Origin of the sequence: Bacillus sp. 220_BSPC, assembly GCF_001054655.1 — a bacterium.
In the GTDB taxonomy this organism is placed as follows: domain Bacteria; phylum Bacillota; class Bacilli; order Bacillales; family DSM-1321; genus Peribacillus; species Peribacillus frigoritolerans.
On sequence record NZ_JVPL01000234.1, the window covers coordinates 1 to 18682 of the forward strand.

The following is an 18682-nucleotide window of genomic DNA, read 5'->3' on the forward strand; positions in this document are numbered from 1 at the left end:
CACGAGTAAATTGCTGAAACTCACGAGTATTTGCTCCAAACTCACGAGTAAATTGCTCTAACTCACGAGTATTTGCTCCAAATTCACGAGTATATCGCTCTAACTCACGAGTATGGCCCTTAAAGTTGAATTTCTTTGGGATTTCTTGAATTATTCCCGCAGACGGCTAAGTTAATCCATAAAAAAGGTGCCCCGCTAATAGCGGGACACCTTTTTTTATATGAATTACGCTTGTGCTTTTAATGTTTCTGCTTTGTCCGTGCGTTCCCATGGAAGATCGACATCTGTACGGCCGAAGTGTCCGTATGCAGCTGTTTGTTTGTAGATTGGGCGACGAAGGTCAAGCATTTTGATGATTCCAGCTGGACGAAGGTCGAAGTTTGCGCGAACTAGGTCAACAAGGACTTCTTCGCTAACTGTACCAGTTCCGAACGTATCAATAGAGATCGATACAGGCTCTGCCACACCAATTGCGTATGCCAATTGAACTTCCGCTTTGTCGGCAAGGCCTGCTGCCACGATGTTTTTCGCAACGTAACGTGCAGCGTATGCAGCAGAACGGTCAACTTTAGTTGCATCCTTACCAGAGAATGCACCGCCGCCGTGACGAGCGTATCCGCCGTAAGTATCAACGATGATTTTACGTCCAGTAAGACCAGCATCCCCTTGAGGTCCGCCGATTACGAAACGGCCAGTCGGGTTGATGAAGTACTTAGTATCTGCATCGATCAACTCGGCTGGAACGACAGCTTTGATCACATGTTCTTTTAGATCGGCTTGAATTTGTTCAAGCGTAATTTCTGCATCATGCTGTGTAGAGATGACGATTGTATCTACACGTACAGGACGGTTATTCTCATCATATTCCACGGTTACCTGTGTTTTACCATCAGGGCGTAGGTAAGCAAGAGTTTCATCTTTACGAACTTGAGTCAAGCGGAATGAAAGTTTATGCGCCAATGAAATCGGAAGCGGCATAAGCTCTTCTGTTTCATTACAAGCGAATCCGAACATAAGACCTTGGTCCCCAGCACCGATTGCATCGATTTCTTCATCTGACATGTTTCCTTCACGAGCTTCCAATGCTTTATCGACACCAGCTGCGATATCGGCAGACTGCTCATCAATGGAACTCAAAACGGCACAAGTTTCAGCATCGAAACCGTATTTCGCACGTGTGTAGCCAATTCCTTTAACCGTATCACGAACGATACGCGGGATATCCACGTAAGCGGACGTTGTAATTTCACCAGCAACAAGTACAAGACCTGTAGTTACACTAGTTTCACACGCAACACGTGCATTTGCATCCTTAGCTAGGATAGCATCTAAAATGGAATCTGAAATCTGATCACAAATTTTGTCCGGATGGCCCTCTGTAACAGATTCAGAAGTAAATAGACGTTTCTTTGACATCATATTTCCTCCTTGGAAGTTAGTATGTTGTAGGCATAAGCCTGATTTTTACGGAACTCGTTTCCCTCATTAGTTTCAACTATAGACACAGAATTACTTATAAAAAACACAAAAACCTTCCCTGGCAAATGAGGAAAGGTTTAAAATTCTGTCTTCTATCCTTTCACTCTTATCGTTCAAGGGTTTTTTACCTTGCTCAGGTTAGCACCATCACCACTATTCCTTGAAGACCTTCGCTTTATTTTCGGCGATCGATCTTGGAGTCAAGTTCAATATGGCAGGTTGCTGGGTTTCAAAGGGCCTGTCCCTCCACCAACTCGGGATAAGAGAATCCGTACAATTTAAGATATTATCGTATCTGGCTGGAATTTGTCAATGCTTTTCTAAAAAGAACATTTCCACCCAGAATGGCGTTCATTTGAAAAAACATGTTGATACAACGTCCTAGAGGGGTTTACAACGCAAAATACGAATAGAAATGTTGTAAATTGCCATTAATAATAAAGTATTGAACATCGAAAAGGAACGACATCCTGACTTTCCCATTAGACATATATTGCTTACTAACTTCCTATTTAAATAAATTTTTCTTCATGAAAGTATATGCGATTATCCTGACTCGGTTCCTGCCGGATTAAAATGATTAATGCGGCTAGCTGAAAATAATCACAAATTAAAAGAAATAGTATAGACTAATTAAATGAATGTGTTATACTAATTGTAATCTAAAAACTCAAACAAAGGAAGGTACCTCATATATGAATTCTGTAGATGTTTCTAATGAGTTACACCAATTATTAACAGGAAACAATGTGCAAACTCAACTATCAGTTCCTCAATTGGTCGAAAAAGTACTTAGCAGAAATGAAGGCGTTTTAACATCAACCGGCGCGGTAAAAGCTGAAACTGGCAAATATACCGGTCGTTCACCTAAAGATAAATATATCGTGGAAGAAGCATCAGTTAAAGATAAAATCGATTGGGGTCCCGTGAACCGACCGATTTCCGAAGATGTGTTCAATAAACTATATAATAAAGTAGTTGACTACCTAAAAGCAAAAGAAGAGATTTTTGTTTTTAAAGGTTTCGCTGGTGCAGACGAATCATCACGTCTTCCCATCCGTGTTGTTAATGAATATGCTTGGCATAACCTTTTCGCCCATACTTTGTTCATCCGTCCAAACGAAGAGGAACTGAGAGGTCACGAAGCTGAATTCACGATCCTTTCTGCACCTAACTTCAAAGCGGACCCAGAAGTGGACGGAACTACATCCGAAACGTTCATCATCGTTTCTTTTGAACGCCGTACGATCCTGATCGGCGGAACAGAATATGCAGGAGAGATGAAAAAATCGATCTTCTCGATCATGAACTACTTACTTCCAGAGGCTGGAATCCTTCCAATGCATTGCTCTGCTAACGTAGGACGTGAAGGGGACGTCGCTTTATTCTTCGGACTGTCCGGTACAGGCAAAACAACTTTATCAGCAGACACTAGCCGTAAATTGATTGGCGATGACGAGCACGGCTGGTCTTCTAACGGCGTATTCAACATCGAAGGCGGCTGCTATGCGAAAACGATCAACCTTTCACGTGAAAAAGAACCGCAAATTTTCGATGCAATCCGTTTTGGTGCTGTATTGGAAAATGTTGTTGTCGATCCGGATACGCGTGTAGCGAACTATGATGACAGTTCATTGACTGAAAACACTCGTGCTGCTTACCAAATGCAAGCGATCGATAACATCGTGAACCCAAGTATTGCAGGACATCCAAATACAATCATTTTCTTAACAGCTGATGCTTCAGGCGTTCTGCCTCCAATCAGCAAGCTTTCCAAAGAACAGGCAATGTTCCACTTCCTAAGCGGATACACTAGTAAATTGGCTGGTACTGAAAGAGGCGTAACTTCTCCGGAAGCTACATTCTCCACTTGCTTCGGTTCACCATTCTTACCGCTTCCAGCTACACGCTATGCTGAGATGCTTGGTGATAAAATTGACGAGCACAATGCAAAGGTATATCTTGTCAACACAGGATGGACTGGCGGTGCATACGGAACTGGAAGCCGTATGAAACTTGCTTACACCCGTGCAATGGTACAAGCGGCGCTTGAAGGTGAATTAGCGAACATCGAAACGATCAAAGATGATATCTTCGGTTTGGATATCCCGCTTCATGTTCCTGGTGTTCCTGATGAAGTGCTTCAACCAATCAAGACTTGGGCAGATCCTGCCGCTTATAAAGAAGCAGCAACAGACCTTGCCGCACAATTCCGTGCAAACTTCAAGAAATTCAAAAGCGTTCCAAGTGAAATCGAAGAACTTGGCGGCCCGACAGCTTAATAAATTGTACACAAAAGGACCAAGCTCTTGCTTGGTCCTTTCAGTTTGTCGGCAAGAAATGTCACATCCCGAACCATGATTATGGATTACTTTATTAAGTGCCATGGAAGGGGAAATACCTCATCTACTGTCGAAGAAGTACCAAGTAACCCGAAATACGGCGGCTACGGTCGAAGTAACTACCATTAGCCCGAAATACGGCATCTTCGCTCGAACTTACTGCCATACAGCCCGAAATATGGCGGCTGCGCTCGAATTTACTGCCTTGCACCCGGAATACAAGTCTACTGTCGAATTCACTGCCATACAGCTCGAAATACGCCATCTGTGGTCGAAATTACTCCTTACCCGAATACACGTCTACTGTCGAATTCACTGCCATACAGCTCGAAATATGCCATCTGCTGACGAATTCACTGCCTTGCAAGCCCGAAATACGGCGGCTGCGCTCGAATTCTCACCCCTTGCAGCACGAAACACGGCGGCTGCGCTCGAATACTGCCTTATAACCCGAAATATGACGGCTGCGCTCGAATAATTGGCTAGCCGAGACTCTGCTAGGATGCTTGCGGTGAGGAGGCTTGACGTACAGGAAGCGGATCTGAAACTAACTGGATCGTTTCCACGTTCTGAAAGGACCACTTTCTTGCATGGTCCTTTTTTTCATTGGAAAAGGGGCACTGTGATAGTCAGTGCCCCCTTAATCGTTATTCCGTTATCGATGTTGTCCAAATTTTTAGATGATCGCTTTATTCCTGTCTTTTTTCATGGACACCGTTTTGTATTGATATATATTACCCAGGTTGGCCACCGGGACATCTGTTTTAGTTGCATCAATGCAATTGCGTGTATCCAGAATCAATTTATTGCTCATGAGATTCGATAGCTTATCATAATCCATCTGTTTAAATTCATCATGGTCAGTCAGGATAAGTATCAAGTCGGCATCATTTACAGCGTCTTCCACTGATACGACTGGCATCTTTCCAGATTTGACATGCGGGTCATGCAAGGCTACATCCATGTTTTCCATTCCCATCAAGATATTGACGACATCAATGGCGGGACTTTCACGAATATCATCTACATTTCCTTTGTATGCTAGACCGAAAACAGCTACTTTTGGCTTCCGGATCCCCTCTAGCATCATCCTTACGGAATTAACGATGTAATAAGGCATCGATACGTTGGTATCACGGGCCAATTTAATGATTCTCGCATACTCCGGTGCCTTTGCAACGACGAAATACGGATCGACCGCTAAACAATGGCCGCCAACTCCTGGTCCTGGTTGGTGTATATTGACACGAGGGTGTTTGTTTGCCATCGATATGACATCCAAAACATTGATGTCCAGCTCGAAACAGATTTTCGTCAGCTCATTCGCAAGGGCGATATTGACATCCCTGAAGGTGTTTTCCATCAGTTTGGACATTTCAGCCGTTTTCGCATCGGTCTGAATGATCTCCCCTTGAACGAAGGTTTTGTAAACAAGACTTCCTTTATATGAGCATGTTTCGGTGATGCCCCCGACGATACGGTTATTATGAACCAACTCTTCAAGAATCCTTCCAGGTAAAACGCGTTCCGGACAATGTACGAGGAAAATGTCTTTTCCGATGGTAAGGCCCGTCCTCTCGATCATCGGTTTAATATGATCATCCATGCTTCTTGGCGCTATCGTCGATTCGATAATGATGACATTCCCTTTTTTGATAAAAGGAAGAATGTTTGAGGTTGCATCCATGACATGTGTTAAATCACAGGATTGGTGCATGTCCTTTTTATTTGGTGTAGGCACCGCGATGATGAAAACATCCGCATGTTCCGGGCTTAACGCAGCTCGGAACTTATTGGAAGCAATCACTTCTTCTAATACCTCATCCAATCCAGGTTCTTCGATATGGAGCCTGCCGCTATTCAAATTGGAAATAATTTCAGGATGGATATCCACGCCGACAACATCGACACCGTATTTCGCAAACATTAAAGAAGTTGGAAGTCCGATATAACCAAGTCCGATTGTACAAAGTTTCATATAAACCACTCCTATCTATTTTTCTGCTGCACTCAAATTTGTTAGGCTGTTTGATAGATTTCGATAAAGATTTCCTTCTCTTGTTTCCAATTGTATTTTTGTCGCGCCTTCAGGCAGTTTTGGCTCATTTCCGCCCTTTTTTCAGGGTGCTTCAATAAGTAATTGACACCTTCTGCAATTGATTTTGGATCATGCGAATCGACACACACACCGATTTTTTCCGTATCGACAACCTTTTGAATTTCAGGAAAGCTGCAGGCAACCACTGGCACACCGCTCATCATGTATTCAAACAATTTATTTGAAGAAGCGGAGTAGTGATTAAAGCAGACATTATTCAATATCTGAAAACCTAAATACGCATTTTTTGTATAATGGAGCAGCTCGTCGACCGGAACCTTCGGCAGGAACTTCACACGATGCTCCAGATTCATGTCGCTTACTTTCTTCATTAATTCATCCTTGATCCTTCCATCCCCGATAAAAACTACCGCTCCGCCCTCGATCATCGGTACAGCATCAACCAATTGCTCTAACCCTCTTCCCATTTGAACGCCGCCTTGGTATAACAATATCGGTTCATTCTCTGGCAAATCGAGCAGCTCATGCAAATTCACGGCCGTACTTTCCTCCGGATTGGTTGGAATCGGGTAGTTATGGACCACCTTGGGATACAGACCATATAAGTCTTCGTTATACTTAGCTCTCGTATGGTTTTCGGCGATCATTTCATCGACGAACATTAATAGGAATTTCTCCATCATCCCGTAAATTCGGCTATTATATCCCGTTCTGCTCGTTTGTACTTCATGTGAGTCATAAATCAGCTTTTTCCTTCTCAGCCATTTACTGCTGATCGCTCCCTGCATGAGCGTATTCAAGTCATTTGAATGATAGAAATCATATTTCCTTTTCCGGCCATGATAGATCATTTGACCAAAAATGTAGCTCCTCGTTAATAGTGTCGGCAGCTTCGTTTTAGTGATGAACAGGGTGCCCAGCGCAAGGAGTGCAAATGCACCGAACAGTATTCCCGATCCCACCCAGCCGTTGATCAAGTTCAAATTCCACAGCGTATTCCAGATCAATAAGGCAAATAGAACGATTTCAAACTTCTTTTTCTTCAATTTGCCTACGATCCTGAGAATCTTATTAAGCGCCTCCCAGCGGTTATTCACCCTAGTGACCGAGAAACCATTTTGGTGTTTCTCCTTTTTGGCCAAACCTTCGATTTTCCAGTTATGAATGGCAATTAAATCGACTTCATAACCCGCTTCTGTAAGTGCTGTGCATTCTCTTAGAACCCTCGCATCGTTCGTAAAGTGATTCCACACGAACATACATACTTTCTTCGCCATGTTGTCCTCCACTTCCGGATTTTTCAGCCTGACGCTTCCATCACGTTGATGAGACCTTTAATATTTTTAGACCACTGAAAATGTTGTTTAGCATACCGATGACCGTTTTCTCCCAGTTCTTCACGAAGGGCCGGATCTGAGGCCATTGTCAATATATGCTGACAGATTTCATCAACATTTCTGCTCTCTGCCACCAACCCGCATTTCGCCTCCATGAGCATCTTCTTGGCCCTGCCGTCCACATCACCGACAATTGGTTTTCCGACACACATATAATCGATGATTTTACCGGGCAGGACCTTATTGAAGACTTCTTTTTCAACCAAGCTCACATAGGCAATATGAGACGTTGAAACTTCATGAAGAGTCACTCTTCGATTCATCGCATTAATCATCTTAATATTAGTCAGCCCTCTAGAGCTTATCTCCTTCTCCACTTCGGATATCCGGTATCCATATCCAATCATCGAGAACTCGATTTGTTTATGTTCCCTTAGCTTTTCAGCGACGGCTATCAGTTTTTTCAAGTCCTGGGCCAGTCCGATATTCCCCGCATAAACGACCTTGATTACCTTTTCCGATATGGGTGTAAGCAAGTTCTTTAACGTCAGCTCATCCGCTGTAAGCGAATTGGGGATGAATTGGATGGCCTCTTCCTTGACTCCCTTTGCAACGATATAATCCCTGAAACCGGGACTATTGATGATAATAAAATCTGAATGCCTATATAGCTTCCTTTCCAGGAAGAAAGCGATTTTCAAAACCCACTTATTATTAAATACGCCTACACCTATCAACGATTCCGGCCATAAATCCCTGACATCGGTAATGAGTTTCGCCTTCATCTTTTTCTTGGCGATCAATGCTGCCAATGTAGGGAAGATCGGCGGGGTCGTGGCAAACACATAATCATATTTTTTTTCGAGACGGATGATTGTATAGATGAAAAGCCACATCGCTTCAAGATAATGAAGCAACCGCTTCCCCATATTGCTTGTATACCTCTTCACTTTGTCCGGCTTAATCCTGATGACATCTTCTTCAATGCTATCTTCATCCCAAAACTTTGTATCTTGATATAAACTTTGATTAGGATAACTCGGCTTCAATGTGATGACCGTTACCTCGAATCCGTTTCTTTTCAAATGGAGATATATATTTTTCATTCTATTTCCCGCACTTCCGATTTCCGGATAAAAGTTTTGCACGATCATCAGGACGCTTTTCATATTCGCCTATCACCTCTATTCTGCTTAGCTTACTTCCTGCTTTATATTGTAAATGCCAGATATTAACTTAAGGTTAAAGAAGTATAAAGTCATTATTAATATTGTAAAAATTCTGTTAATAATTGTTTCGTTTTTATATTTCCCCTGAACTTCCCGTTATAATGGGGGAGACATTCAGAAGGGGAGGAAATGAGCATGCCTAAACAACGTATTAAGGTCATGACCGTATTTGGTACAAGACCAGAGGCTATCAAAATGGCACCAGTCGTTTTGGAACTGAAAAAGCATCCAGAAGAAATAGAAACCATCGTGGTGGTCACCGCCCAGCATAGGGAAATGCTCGACCAAGTCTTGCAATGTTTTCAAATAAATCCAGATCACGATTTGGATATGATGAAGGATAGACAAACATTAGAAGAGATTACAACTCGAGGGCTTGAAAAATTGAGTTCGCTCATGAAAGATATAAAACCGGATATCGTCCTCGTACATGGGGATACCACGACAACTTTCATCGCCAGCCTGGCAGCCTTCTATAATAAGATACAGATTGGTCACGTTGAAGCTGGTCTGCGGACTGGTAATAAGTATTCTCCATATCCTGAAGAGATGAATAGGCAGCTGACAGGCGTCATGGCTGATTTGCACTTTGCCCCTACAAATCAGGCGGCAGAGAATCTAATTTTGGAAAATAAAAAGAGTGATTGTATCCATATTACTGGCAATACGGCTATCGATGCTTTGAAAACAACAGTACGTAAAGACTATGAACATCCGATTCTATCTGGTTTGAATGGAGATCGCATGTTATTGATGACAGCGCACAGACGGGAAAATATCGGAAAACCAATGGAAGAGATATTCCGTTCCGTCAAACGGCTGCTTGAAGATTACACGGATATCCAAGTTGTTTTCCCGCTTCATAAAAACCCGGTTGTCCGTGAAATTGCTTACCGGATTTTCGGTGAAACGGAAAGGCTTCACTTAATAGAGCCGCTTGAGGTGCTTGATTTTCATAATTTTGCGGCGCACGCCCATCTCATATTGACAGATTCCGGAGGGGTGCAAGAAGAAGCTCCCTCACTTGGCGTTCCTGTCCTTGTGTTACGCGATACAACAGAACGTCCGGAAGGAATCGATGCCGGTACCCTTTTATTGGCAGGAATCGAGGAAGAACGAATTTATCAATTAGCCTCAGAATTACTTACAAATGAAGAAACCTATAAAAAAATGGCGACAGCTTCCAACCCATATGGAGATGGATTCGCTTCAAAGCGGATTGTCGATATCCTATTAACGCATTGCGAAGTGAAATCACCCCTTCCATTATAAAAAATAAAATAGAGAGAAAAGCCTGTCACGTAAGCGGCAGGCTTTTTCTATTCAGCCAGATTATGAAACGGCTGCTTTCATTTTCATTTAGCGAAGGATTAAAGCAAAGTCCAATTTAGATTTGTAAATGTAAAATACATATGTGATAGTTTGGGGAGATTTAAAGTTTCATTGAAGTCAATCGTATTACCTTGGAGGTGTTCGGGAAAGATCCCATTTGTGTTAAATGTGGTAAAGAAATTAAGGGGGACCAAGTCGTTCTTGTGAAAATGCGTTATCCGAAGCGTAAAGGGATGACTGAAATAAAAGCATATTTTAAAAATGAAGGAAGTTTCATCTGCGAAGCTTGTTTTGATAAGAAAATTTAATTCTGTCGAATGGATAGTCAACACGAAACAGGAGGATTAGTATGAAAAATCAAGTTACCCTCTATTTAATTTTTGATGGACAGCTATAGACGCATTGGCCTTTTATGCAGAAGTATTTCATGGTCAACTGCAAATCTACGGGGAAGCTGATTTCCCAACACCTGAAGAAGCGAATGACCTTGTTTAAAAATGGCCGAAAATACGCCTTGTCTCCCTGGCCATTTTTAATAGGCATTCATTCGCTGAACACTCCATCAAAAAATATGAAAATAATTAAGGACATTTTTTCCAATCAATAAAATCGTGACGCAAATGAATAATATACGGACATAGGAAGCACCTTTCTTAATGGCGAAGTTCGTTCCTGCCAATGCTCCCGCGACCATTGCAAGACCCATCGGAATTCCATAGGCAAAATTGACGGTCCCCATAGATAAAAAAATGATAAGTGCGGCAATATTGCTTCCAAAATTCAATATTCTTGCATTCCCGGCAGCCCGGACAAAATCAAACCCAATGATCAGAAATGAAAATAATAAAAAGGAACCTGTGCCTGGTCCAAGAAAACCATCATAAAAACCAATCGCAAATATTATGACTATCAAGAGAAGCATTTTCTTCCTTGTCAGCCCTTTATACTTTGCATCTTTACCCCAATCCTTTTTTACCAACGTATAAAACGCGACAATGACCAGCAAGATCAAAATGAGGGGCTTCAATATCTCTGCGGAAACGAAATGTACAACGTATGCTCCTAATGCCGCTCCAATCACAGTGATCGGAAACAGCTTGATGACGAATTTGAAATCCACTTTTCCAGCCCGAATGAATGAAATCGTACTCGTTAAAGACCCCATGGTACCCGCCAGCTTGTTAGTGGCAAGTGCCGCTGAAGGCGATATCCCCGTGAACAATAAAGCAGGAATGGAAATTAACCCTCCCCCGCCCACTACGGAATCGATGAATGCGGCAATAAAACCCGCAAGTACTAAAAATAGCAAAGTATAGAGATTGATATCCTCCATGTATTCCCCTTCTTTCAAAATCTAATGCCATTACTCATTTTTCACCCAGGTAATCGAATAACCTTTCTTCTGAAATGACCGTGAACCCATGCCTCCTAAGCAAAGCCGCGGTCACTCCATTCCCGACCTTCTTCTTCCCCTTGAATTCCCCATTATAAATCGTGGCACTCCCGCAGGATGGACTGTTTTCTTTTAAAACGACTAACGTCGCCCCTACCTCCCGGGCTTTCAATAACGTAAGATTCGCTCCCTTTATGTACAGTTCCGTTACATCCCTGCCCGACTTTTCGATGATCTTCGCTTTTCCATCAAGGACATCCCCACCTTCACCGCCAACTATCTCAGCAGGTTCCCTCGGGGTCGAAAAACCGCCAAGCAACTCAGGACAAACAGCTATAGCCTTTTTCTCCCTCATCAATGCCATAATTCCATCATCCAAGCTGTGAGTACCATTGTATCTTACCTCAAGGCCCGCTAAACAAGAACTCACCAAAATCATCAAACCACCCCGCCTCATGCACTTTACACCATTTTACCACTCTTTTCGTGACAATCATTTCGAAGATTGAATATCCACCAGGAATTCTACGCTGTTAAAATCCCGTTTTGCTTGGGTCGAATTTTTTCCCTACAGGCCGAATTATCCGCGCATCTGTCGAATTCTGCAAAAACAAAAAAAGCGCTTGCAGCGAAGGCGATTCCCGGCAAGCGCTTGTCTATTTAGTTAGTTGAATTAAGTGATAGCAGTTGGTACGTAATGATGGTCTTTTCACTGGTCCATTCAATTTTTTGGATAACGGCTGTTCCGCTTGAATCAGATTGGATCGTTTTGCGGACATCGATTGGAATATCGATAGGGTATAACCTGTAACCAGCTTTCGCCAGCCGAAAAGTGTTTTCTTCTTCACGGGTTTCGTTCCCTTTTGTAACGATCATGGTATTTAGCTCCATAGGCATGCCCATGTGTATCTCCTCCTCTTGCCAATATACTTAGTATATCCTTCATTCTATCATTATTCGGTTTTACTTTTCATCCAAGATGTTAAATCTTCGACTACTTTTCTGTTCACGGCAGGCGGGAAGTAATGCGTGAATTGAGGGAAATACCAACTTTCGACCTCTTTGGCATGCATTTTCAACCTTTTTTCCAGCCGGTATGCGTGTTCTATGGCGACATTGTCATCTTTTTCACCATGTATGATCAGGACGGGTACATTCAAATCTTCAATCGCAAACAATGGAGTACGGTATTCATATTGATCCGGGCATTTTTTAGGTGTCCCGCCGATGACACGCTTCATCATCCGACGCATATCGACCCGTTCGACATATGTTAAAAACATATCCGACACACCTCCCCATGTGACGATCGACGCTGCGTTCCTGCAATATATCCCAGTCCAAAGGGCCATGATGCCGCCACGGGAAAACCCGAGGATATGAATGTGATCCTTGTTCACTCGGGGATGCCGTTCAAGAAGATTGAATCCTGATATCGCATCGAATCGATCTTCGCCTCCAAAATCCTCATCTCCCTCCCCGCCTTGATTTCCACGGTAAAAAGGAGCAAAAACGATGAAACCTTCTACAGCATACTGCACGATTCTTGCAGGCCTCACTTTCCCGACATTTTTAATCCCGCCGCGTAAATATAAGAAGGCGTCATGTATTTCGCCATCAACCGGTTCAGCCAGCAAACCCTTTACCTTCAGGCCTTGTGATATGTACGTAACTGAATAAAGATGGATTCGTGGATGCGGTGATGGAAACCGCTGTTTTGAAATAATCGTTCCGTTCTCCAAGTTCCACTCTCCTTTCTCTTTATTCTTATTGTAAAACATCCGCTTGTTTTTATCCCCTGAGAGGCATTCACATTTTTTTCTTCCGTTCATACGATAATGTAGGCAAAATACCCATATATCAAGGAGGAAGGAATTTTGAAAAAATGGTGTAAAGCAGGTGTCGTATTTTTACTTCTGTGCGTGCTGGTGATCCCGCTTGGCGCATGCGGCAACAAAGAACAGGAAACAACGAAGGTCAGGGTTGCCGAAGTAACCCGCTCCCTTTTCTATACACCGCAATATGTGGCGATCGAAAAAGGTTTTTTTAAAGATGAGGGCCTCAGCATTGATTTGAAAACGACGGCAGGCGGCGACAAGACGATGACCACGCTTCTTTCCGATGGCGCGGATATTGCTCTCGTTGGCTCCGAAACATCGATTTACGTTCAGGCACAAGGCTCGAATGACCCAGTCATCAACTTCGCTCAATTAACACAGACGGATGGAACGTTCCTTGTTTCACGTGAAAAAATTGACAACTTCAATTGGGATATGCTGAAAAACTCTACATTCCTTGGCCAGCGCAAGGGCGGGATGCCGCAGATGGCCGGCGAGTTCGTATTGAAAAAACATAACATAGACCCGAAAAAAGATTTGAACCTCATCCAGAACATTGATTTTGCGAATGTCGCAACTGCCTTCGCTTCCGGAACCGGCGATTTCGTTCAACTGTTCGAACCAACGGCCAGTGTGTTTGAAAAAGAAGGAAAAGGCTATATCGTCGCTTCTTTCGGCACCGAGTCCGGTCATCTTCCATATACAGTTTATATGGCCAAAGAAAGCTATTTGAAAGAAGACAAAGAGACTGTCGAAAAATTCACGAGGGCCTTGAAGAAAGCACAAGATTGGGTTCAGGAAAACGATGCTGCCGAAATTGCCGAAGTCATTCAGCCGTATTTTGAAGATACAAATCTCGAGACGATGGAAACAGTTATCAACCGCTACAAAGAACAAGGATCCTTTGCCACCGACCCCATTCTTGATGAAGAAGAATGGAACAATCTGCAAAACATCATGGATGAAGCAGGCGAGCTTCCAACACGTATTAGCCATGAAGAGCTGGTCAATACCGACTTTGCTGAAGAAGTCACAAAATAACATAGCAAAAGGTAAGGAGGATGTCCGATGAGCTTTTTAAAAATCCAAGACATTCACCATACTTATTTTTCAAATCAGACGGCAGCGACCGCACTTGCGGACATTTCCCTCGACATTGAAAAAGGTGAATTCGTCTCTTTTCTAGGTCCGAGCGGCTGCGGAAAAACCACCCTGCTTTCCATCATCGCCGGGCTCTTTCCGCCCACTTCAGGAAAGATCCTGCTCGAAAACAAACCGCTGAAAGCCAACAGCGACCTTTCAATCGGCTATATGCTGCAGCAGGATTATCTATTTCCATGGAAGACGATAGAAGAAAATATATTATTAGGATTGAAACTGATAAAAAAAGATGAAGGACTCGAGAAAATAAAAACGCTTAAACTTTTAAGTGACGTTGGATTGGGAGACACCGGAAAATTATATCCGCGCGAACTATCGGGAGGTATGAGGCAAAGGGCTGCACTGGCACGGACACTTGCAGTGGATCCAAAAATCCTTTTGCTTGATGAACCGTTTTCAGCTCTTGATTACCAAACCAAGTTGAAGCTGGAAGACCTTGTTTTTGAAACCCTGAAATCCTTCGGAAAGACAGCCGTCCTCGTCACCCATGATATCGGTGAAGCCATTGCAATGAGTGACCGCATCTTTCTGTTTTCCGCGAACCCGGGAAGCGTGCACAAAACCTTCAAGGTGCCCGATGAATTGCGTGAACTCACGCCTTTCCATGCACGCAACCATCCGCAGTATCCGATGCTGTTCCAAACGATCTGGAAGGAGCTTGAGAGCCTTGAATATTGAACAGCTTCATAACCAATATAAAACCTCATTAAAAAAAGAAAACAGGCTCATTCGCTTTTATCAGATCCTGATTTTCATCGTTTTTTTCAGCAGTTGGGAATTTTTATCCAGGAAGGAACTGATCGATCCGCTCATCTTCAGCTCCCCGACTAAAGTGTGGCATCTTTTCATACAGAAATTGGGTGATGGAACCCTGCTATCCCATTCCGGAGTGACGCTATTCGAGACCGTTCTCGGCTTTATCATAGGGACACTGCTTGGAACGATCCTGGCATCCCTGCTTTGGTGGTCGCCAAGATTATCCAAAACACTTGACCCTTATCTCGTCATTTTAAATGCGATGCCGAAAGTGGCACTCGGCCCCATCATCATCGTAGCATTCGGCCCGGGATTTCCATCCATCATCTCGATGGGGGCGATCATCTCCATCATCATCACCACCATCGTCGTCTACACCGCATTTCGCGAAGTGGACCCGAACTACCTGAAAGTACTCCAAACTTTTGGCGCCACAAGAACACAAGCTTTTCGGGAAGCCATATTACCCGCATCCTTCCCAACGATCATCTCGACATTGAAAGTGAATGTCGGCCTCTCCTGGGTCGGCGTCATCGTAGGGGAATTCCTTGTTTCGGCCAAAGGACTCGGCTACCTAATCATTTATGGCTTTCAAGTCTTCAACTTCACCCTCGTAATGCTTGCCTTGATGATCATTGCCGTCTTTGCCACAATCATGTATCAACTAGTCGAACTGCTCGAGCGAAAATTAATCAAAGACTGACCAAACTGCCGATAACCCTCGGCAGTTTTTCACTCATGCTGAGTTAAAACATGAATTTAGTTACGTTCCCGTAGGTTTACTCGTGAGTTTACTCGTAAATTTTGACGATTTACCCGTGAATCGGACCTTTACTCGTGAGTTTCATCCATTTACTCGTGAGTTCCACCGGTTTACTCGTGAGTTCCTGCCATTCACTCGTTTCTTTGCAAAATGCCATCATCCAGTCTCGATATGCTCAGCGGTACAATCTCATCTTTCATGATGAAGCTAAACTCCTCACCGAGTACATCCGGCAATGATTCCATAAAGATCGGGCCTTCCGTTTCCAGGTAATTTTGTTTCTTCTCTATTTCACGCAATTCGGCATAGTATATTGATTTAACGAATGGCTTCACTGGATCATGCACTATATATTGTCCCAAAAATTGCAGCTGGCCCACCAAGCCTCCTGTTTCTTCATACACTTCCCGTATGGCCGTTTCTTCAATGGATTCCCCTGCTTCCCGTTTACCGCCAGGGAACTCGAATCCCCTTTCTCTGTGTTTGGTCAATACCCACCTGCCCTTATATCGGCTTAGCACAAAAACATGCCAAGGCTCTCCAAAGACAGGATTCTCGGAGAATTCGACCTTATATCCGTTCTTATCAAGAAATCGTTTCATTTTTCCCCTTCTCTCCGTATAAGAAATGGTGCCATGCCCCTTGTTTCATTATATGGGTAAAAAAAATCACTATCCAGCGGGAATCTGCATTACATCAAAAAAACGATGGACCCTCAATATTCGAGGCCATCGTCTGTTGGTTTTGCCTGTAGTATCCCCATGCTTTCTATATGCCGTCTTCCTTCTTCAGTACCCAGGGCGTAAATCATTTCGTAAATTTTTTGAAGGGTGATATCCTGCTTATCATTTTCACGGTCAAAATGATATTGAAGGTATGGGACATGTGCCCGGTAAAAATTTTCTTCCCCTATTGAATAATTGTAATCAAATAATTCACGTAATTTGATGATTTCATTATCTGTCGCCTCGATTTCGAAGTTCCATGGAGAACTTTCCCTATCTTGTGTTATCTGTCCATTCGGAAGCCAAATGTAATATTTTTTCCTGTCTTCAGACACATTCATCCACCCTTTCCATATATCCTACGCTTATTTTTCACGTATTTCCCCACTTCATACAATGGAAAATTTTGTTTACAGAAGGACAAAGATGTTAAATAATAGATTAAAGTATCTTTCAAAGGGTAAAACATATAATAAGCCCAAGCATCCCTTAAGATTTTTATATGCACCCAGAGGTTTTTTTGATAACCTACATATAAAGAGATAACGGATTTCTAATAAATGTGAGGTGAAAGTTTTGAAGTTAATTGAAGAATTATACAATATGTACCGTGATAAGATGACTGGTGATGAAGAGGATATTGATATGCTTACGTTTGCGGTTCTGGAACAGCTTGACCGCAAGGAAATTTTCGAATTGCTTCAAGAGATGGATGATCAGGAACTAACCAATTTAATGGGCCTTTACATTATTGAAACGTTAAAAGGGAAGTTTGCTCAAAATAGTATGAGCGACACGAAACCTACACATTTTCCGCCTAGGAACATTCATTAAATACATACCATGTCAGGTGTCCCTCTTTTGATGGATGCCTTTTTTATAGGTTTAACCATAAAAAAACCCTGCCGAAGCAGGGCTTTTCCTAAATCTTAATGTCCTAAATACGCACGCAGCATCCAAGCATGTTTGTTTAAGCTTTTCTTCATGCCTGTCAGCATATCGGCCGTAACCGGATCTTCTTGTTCGGCAACTTCGATGATTTCCAGGAACTCTTCGGAAAGCTTTTCAAAATCACTGATGACGCTTTGGACCATATCTTCTGTATTTTCATTACCTGTCGCTTCTTCGATCGTCGTTAATTCCATGTACTCTTTAAGGGTAGCAACCGGCTTTTCACCAATGGCCAATAGTCTTTCAGCCAATTCGTCATAGTTGGATGTCACTTCTTTATATAACTCTTCCAATTTTTGGTGCAGTTCAAAGAAGTGCGGTCCATTCACGAACCAATGGTAATTATGAATTTTCGTATAAAGAACACTGAAGTTTGCAATTTCCTTATTCACTAAAGTTCCTAATTTTTTCTGAGCCATAAATATCTACCTCCGTAAGTTGGTTATACCTTTATAATTCCCTCTATTCGAAAATTGAAACATTATCCGACTCGGTTCTTATGCTAAAATGAATCTAAATTGTGAACGTTAGGAGCTGTAAAGTATGATTACGGTTTTAGTTATCTCCATTATTGTGATTCTGATTGTATTGGCACTATCGGTCTTAACAATCGGAAAAGGTTACAGCTACAAACATACAGTGGATCCGGTCAAACCTTTGCCAGAGGATGAGGGAAAAAAAGAAGAACCCGAAAAATGAAAAAAGTTCCTGTCACAAATGGACAGGAACTTTTTTATTAACCGAAAACTTTATGAAGATCTTCTTTATCTTGTGCAAGCCAGAAATTCATTAATTTCTTAGCTCCTTCAAGATCATGCAATTTTGCTTGCCCGCATTGTTTTTCGTTTGCAGCAGGAATTTCGGTAATTGTAACAGCATCCTTGAATGTGTCTTCAAGAACATCGATGATTTCCGTCACTGTCGGCTCGCCGCTGACCACAAGGTAATATCCTGTTTGACATCCCATTGGCGAAATGTCGATAATATCAAAGTGATCGAAGCGCTCGGAATGCTTACGGATATTGAATGCAAGCAAATGTTCCAGGGTATGGATCGTGTCCGGCTTCATCGCTTGTTTATTCGGCTGGCAAAAACGGATATCAAATTTATTAACAACACCGTCTGTTCCTACCTTATGGACACCGCAATGTCTAACATATGGGGCTTTAACAGCGTTATGATCTAATTCAAAGCTTTCAACTGAAGGCATTTAATTCACTCCTTAATTGTATGTCATCTCTATTTTACCTTGAATAACAATATATTTCATCCTTTAAAATTAATTCTTATTATATCAATCGGATTACCAATAGGCTC

At 42.6% G+C, this 18682-nt stretch carries 20 protein-coding genes and 1 riboswitch; of the genes, 8 read left to right on the top strand and 12 right to left on the bottom strand.

The features are described from left to right. Positions 1–225 precede the first annotated feature (225 nt). Complete coding sequence (gene metK / locus ADA55_RS18185) at positions 226–1419, bottom strand: methionine adenosyltransferase (protein ID WP_048686467.1); 1194 nt, start codon at positions 1417–1419, stop codon at positions 226–228. 163 nt (positions 1420–1582) lie between these two features. Continuing rightward, a riboswitch (SAM riboswitch) is annotated at positions 1583–1745 on the bottom strand. A 429-nt stretch (positions 1746–2174) separates the two neighbouring features. On the opposite strand from metK, the gene pckA reads away from it, so the two are divergent. Next, positions 2175–3761: a phosphoenolpyruvate carboxykinase (ATP) gene (gene pckA / locus ADA55_RS18190; protein ID WP_048686469.1), complete on the top strand. Its 1587-nt coding sequence runs from the start codon at positions 2175–2177 to the stop codon at positions 3759–3761. A 736-nt stretch (positions 3762–4497) separates the two neighbouring features. On the opposite strand, the gene ADA55_RS18200 is transcribed toward pckA, so the two are convergent. The 3 genes from ADA55_RS18200 to ADA55_RS18210 are packed head-to-tail and all read right to left on the bottom strand — an operon-like array spanning position 4498 to position 8386. Continuing rightward, a complete protein-coding gene (locus tag ADA55_RS18200; RefSeq protein WP_048686473.1) occupies positions 4498–5799 on the bottom strand; it encodes a nucleotide sugar dehydrogenase in 1302 nt (433 codons plus the stop codon). Positions 5800–5840: 41 nt separating this feature from the next. Continuing rightward, positions 5841–7157: a glycosyltransferase gene (locus ADA55_RS18205; protein ID WP_048686475.1), complete on the bottom strand. Its 1317-nt coding sequence runs from the start codon at positions 7155–7157 to the stop codon at positions 5841–5843. Between the two features lie 23 nt (positions 7158–7180). After that, positions 7181–8386 carry a glycosyltransferase family 4 protein gene (locus tag ADA55_RS18210; RefSeq protein ID WP_065421186.1) on the bottom strand — a complete coding sequence of 402 codons (1206 nt, stop codon included), beginning with the start codon at positions 8384–8386 and terminating at the stop codon, positions 7181–7183. Between the two features lie 195 nt (positions 8387–8581). On the opposite strand from ADA55_RS18210, the gene wecB reads away from it, so the two are divergent. Together wecB and ADA55_RS30665 are read left to right on the top strand one after the other, a co-directional pair. After that, positions 8582–9718 carry a non-hydrolyzing UDP-N-acetylglucosamine 2-epimerase gene (gene wecB, locus ADA55_RS18215; protein WP_048686477.1) on the top strand — a complete coding sequence of 379 codons (1137 nt, stop codon included), beginning with the start codon at positions 8582–8584 and terminating at the stop codon, positions 9716–9718. A 197-nt stretch (positions 9719–9915) separates the two neighbouring features. Further along, a complete protein-coding gene (locus tag ADA55_RS30665; protein ID WP_082162874.1) occupies positions 9916–10086 on the top strand; it encodes a Fe3+ hydroxamate ABC transporter substrate-binding protein in 171 nt (56 codons plus the stop codon). 254 nt (positions 10087–10340) lie between these two features. On the opposite strand, the gene ADA55_RS18225 is transcribed toward ADA55_RS30665, so the two are convergent. From ADA55_RS18225 to ADA55_RS18240, 4 genes are all read right to left on the bottom strand, one after another. Further along, positions 10341–11111: a sulfite exporter TauE/SafE family protein gene (locus ADA55_RS18225; protein ID WP_048686480.1), complete on the bottom strand. Its 771-nt coding sequence runs from the start codon at positions 11109–11111 to the stop codon at positions 10341–10343. Positions 11112–11145: 34 nt separating this feature from the next. Further along, the gene (locus tag ADA55_RS18230) at positions 11146–11610 is read right to left on the bottom strand and encodes a DUF523 domain-containing protein (RefSeq protein ID WP_048686482.1); all 465 of its coding nucleotides are present in this window, start codon (positions 11608–11610) and stop codon (positions 11146–11148) included. Positions 11611–11831: 221 nt separating this feature from the next. After that, on the bottom strand, positions 11832–12074 hold the full coding sequence (locus ADA55_RS18235) for a DUF2584 domain-containing protein (protein WP_048686484.1): 243 nt from the start codon (positions 12072–12074) through the stop codon (positions 11832–11834). A gap of 50 nt (positions 12075–12124) precedes the next feature. Next, positions 12125–12952, bottom strand: coding sequence for an alpha/beta hydrolase family protein (locus ADA55_RS18240; protein WP_048686486.1), 828 nt, complete (start codon positions 12950–12952; stop codon positions 12125–12127). Between the two features lie 96 nt (positions 12953–13048). On the opposite strand from ADA55_RS18240, the gene ADA55_RS18245 reads away from it, so the two are divergent. Genes ADA55_RS18245 through ADA55_RS18255 form a run of 3 tightly spaced genes read left to right on the top strand, consistent with a single transcriptional unit; the run spans position 13049 to position 15629 of the window. Continuing rightward, entirely contained in the window at positions 13049–14050 is a 1002-nt protein-coding gene (locus tag ADA55_RS18245; protein WP_048686488.1) for an ABC transporter substrate-binding protein, read from the top strand. 27 nt (positions 14051–14077) lie between these two features. After that, positions 14078–14848, top strand: a complete 771-nt coding sequence (locus ADA55_RS18250) for an ABC transporter ATP-binding protein (protein WP_048686490.1) — start codon at positions 14078–14080, stop codon at positions 14846–14848. Beyond that, on the top strand, positions 14838–15629 hold the full coding sequence (locus ADA55_RS18255) for an ABC transporter permease (RefSeq protein WP_222620005.1): 792 nt from the start codon (positions 14838–14840) through the stop codon (positions 15627–15629). The genes ADA55_RS18250 and ADA55_RS18255 overlap by 11 nt, the downstream gene beginning before the upstream one ends. Before the next feature lie 191 nt (positions 15630–15820). On the opposite strand, the gene ytkD is transcribed toward ADA55_RS18255, so the two are convergent. Both ytkD and ADA55_RS18265 read right to left on the bottom strand, forming a co-directional pair. After that, entirely contained in the window at positions 15821–16291 is a 471-nt protein-coding gene (gene ytkD / locus ADA55_RS18260) for an RNA deprotection pyrophosphohydrolase (protein WP_048686496.1), read from the bottom strand. A gap of 113 nt (positions 16292–16404) precedes the next feature. Beyond that, positions 16405–16755: a hypothetical protein gene (locus ADA55_RS18265; RefSeq protein ID WP_048686500.1), complete on the bottom strand. Its 351-nt coding sequence runs from the start codon at positions 16753–16755 to the stop codon at positions 16405–16407. A gap of 226 nt (positions 16756–16981) precedes the next feature. On the opposite strand from ADA55_RS18265, the gene ADA55_RS18270 reads away from it, so the two are divergent. Continuing rightward, on the top strand, positions 16982–17248 hold the full coding sequence (locus ADA55_RS18270) for a DUF6154 family protein (protein ID WP_370020242.1): 267 nt from the start codon (positions 16982–16984) through the stop codon (positions 17246–17248). 95 nt (positions 17249–17343) lie between these two features. Here the strand turns inward: ADA55_RS18270 and ADA55_RS18275 are convergent, their stop codons facing one another. After that, a complete protein-coding gene (locus ADA55_RS18275; RefSeq protein WP_048686502.1) occupies positions 17344–17784 on the bottom strand; it encodes a Dps family protein in 441 nt (146 codons plus the stop codon). Between the two features lie 124 nt (positions 17785–17908). Between ADA55_RS18275 and ytzI the strand changes: the two genes are divergently transcribed. Then, positions 17909–18064 (top strand): YtzI protein, encoded by a 156-nt coding sequence (ytzI, locus tag ADA55_RS18280; RefSeq protein WP_034310518.1) that lies wholly within the window; start codon positions 17909–17911, stop codon positions 18062–18064. A gap of 37 nt (positions 18065–18101) precedes the next feature. On the opposite strand, the gene ADA55_RS18285 is transcribed toward ytzI, so the two are convergent. Further along, positions 18102–18575, bottom strand: coding sequence for an S-ribosylhomocysteine lyase (locus ADA55_RS18285; RefSeq protein ID WP_034310515.1), 474 nt, complete (start codon positions 18573–18575; stop codon positions 18102–18104). Positions 18576–18682 lie beyond the last annotated feature (107 nt).

Coding starts and splice junctions, on each gene's coding strand:
- ytkD (WP_048686496.1), bottom strand. CDS start 16,291: ATGAAACGATTTCTTGATAAGAACGGATATAAGGTCGAATTCTCCGAG.
- ADA55_RS18200 (WP_048686473.1), bottom strand. CDS start 5,799: ATGAAACTTTGTACAATCGGACTTGGTTATATCGGACTTCCAACTTCT.
- ADA55_RS18225 (WP_048686480.1), bottom strand. CDS start 11,111: ATGGAGGATATCAATCTCTATACTTTGCTATTTTTAGTACTTGCGGGT.
- metK (WP_048686467.1), bottom strand. CDS start 1,419: ATGATGTCAAAGAAACGTCTATTTACTTCTGAATCTGTTACAGAGGGC.
- pckA (WP_048686469.1), top strand. CDS start 2,175: ATGAATTCTGTAGATGTTTCTAATGAGTTACACCAATTATTAACAGGA.
- wecB (WP_048686477.1), top strand. CDS start 8,582: ATGCCTAAACAACGTATTAAGGTCATGACCGTATTTGGTACAAGACCA.
- ADA55_RS18230 (WP_048686482.1), bottom strand. CDS start 11,610: ATGATTTTGGTGAGTTCTTGTTTAGCGGGCCTTGAGGTAAGATACAAT.
- ADA55_RS18265 (WP_048686500.1), bottom strand. CDS start 16,755: ATGAATGTGTCTGAAGACAGGAAAAAATATTACATTTGGCTTCCGAAT.
- ADA55_RS18285 (WP_034310515.1), bottom strand. CDS start 18,575: ATGCCTTCAGTTGAAAGCTTTGAATTAGATCATAACGCTGTTAAAGCC.
- ytzI (WP_034310518.1), top strand. CDS start 17,909: ATGATTACGGTTTTAGTTATCTCCATTATTGTGATTCTGATTGTATTG.
- ADA55_RS18250 (WP_048686490.1), top strand. CDS start 14,078: ATGAGCTTTTTAAAAATCCAAGACATTCACCATACTTATTTTTCAAAT.
- ADA55_RS18275 (WP_048686502.1), bottom strand. CDS start 17,784: ATGGCTCAGAAAAAATTAGGAACTTTAGTGAATAAGGAAATTGCAAAC.
- ADA55_RS18240 (WP_048686486.1), bottom strand. CDS start 12,952: ATGTTTTACAATAAGAATAAAGAGAAAGGAGAGTGGAACTTGGAGAAC.
- ADA55_RS18205 (WP_048686475.1), bottom strand. CDS start 7,157: ATGGCGAAGAAAGTATGTATGTTCGTGTGGAATCACTTTACGAACGAT.
- ADA55_RS18210 (WP_065421186.1), bottom strand. CDS start 8,386: ATGAAAAGCGTCCTGATGATCGTGCAAAACTTTTATCCGGAAATCGGA.
- ADA55_RS18235 (WP_048686484.1), bottom strand. CDS start 12,074: ATGGGCATGCCTATGGAGCTAAATACCATGATCGTTACAAAAGGGAAC.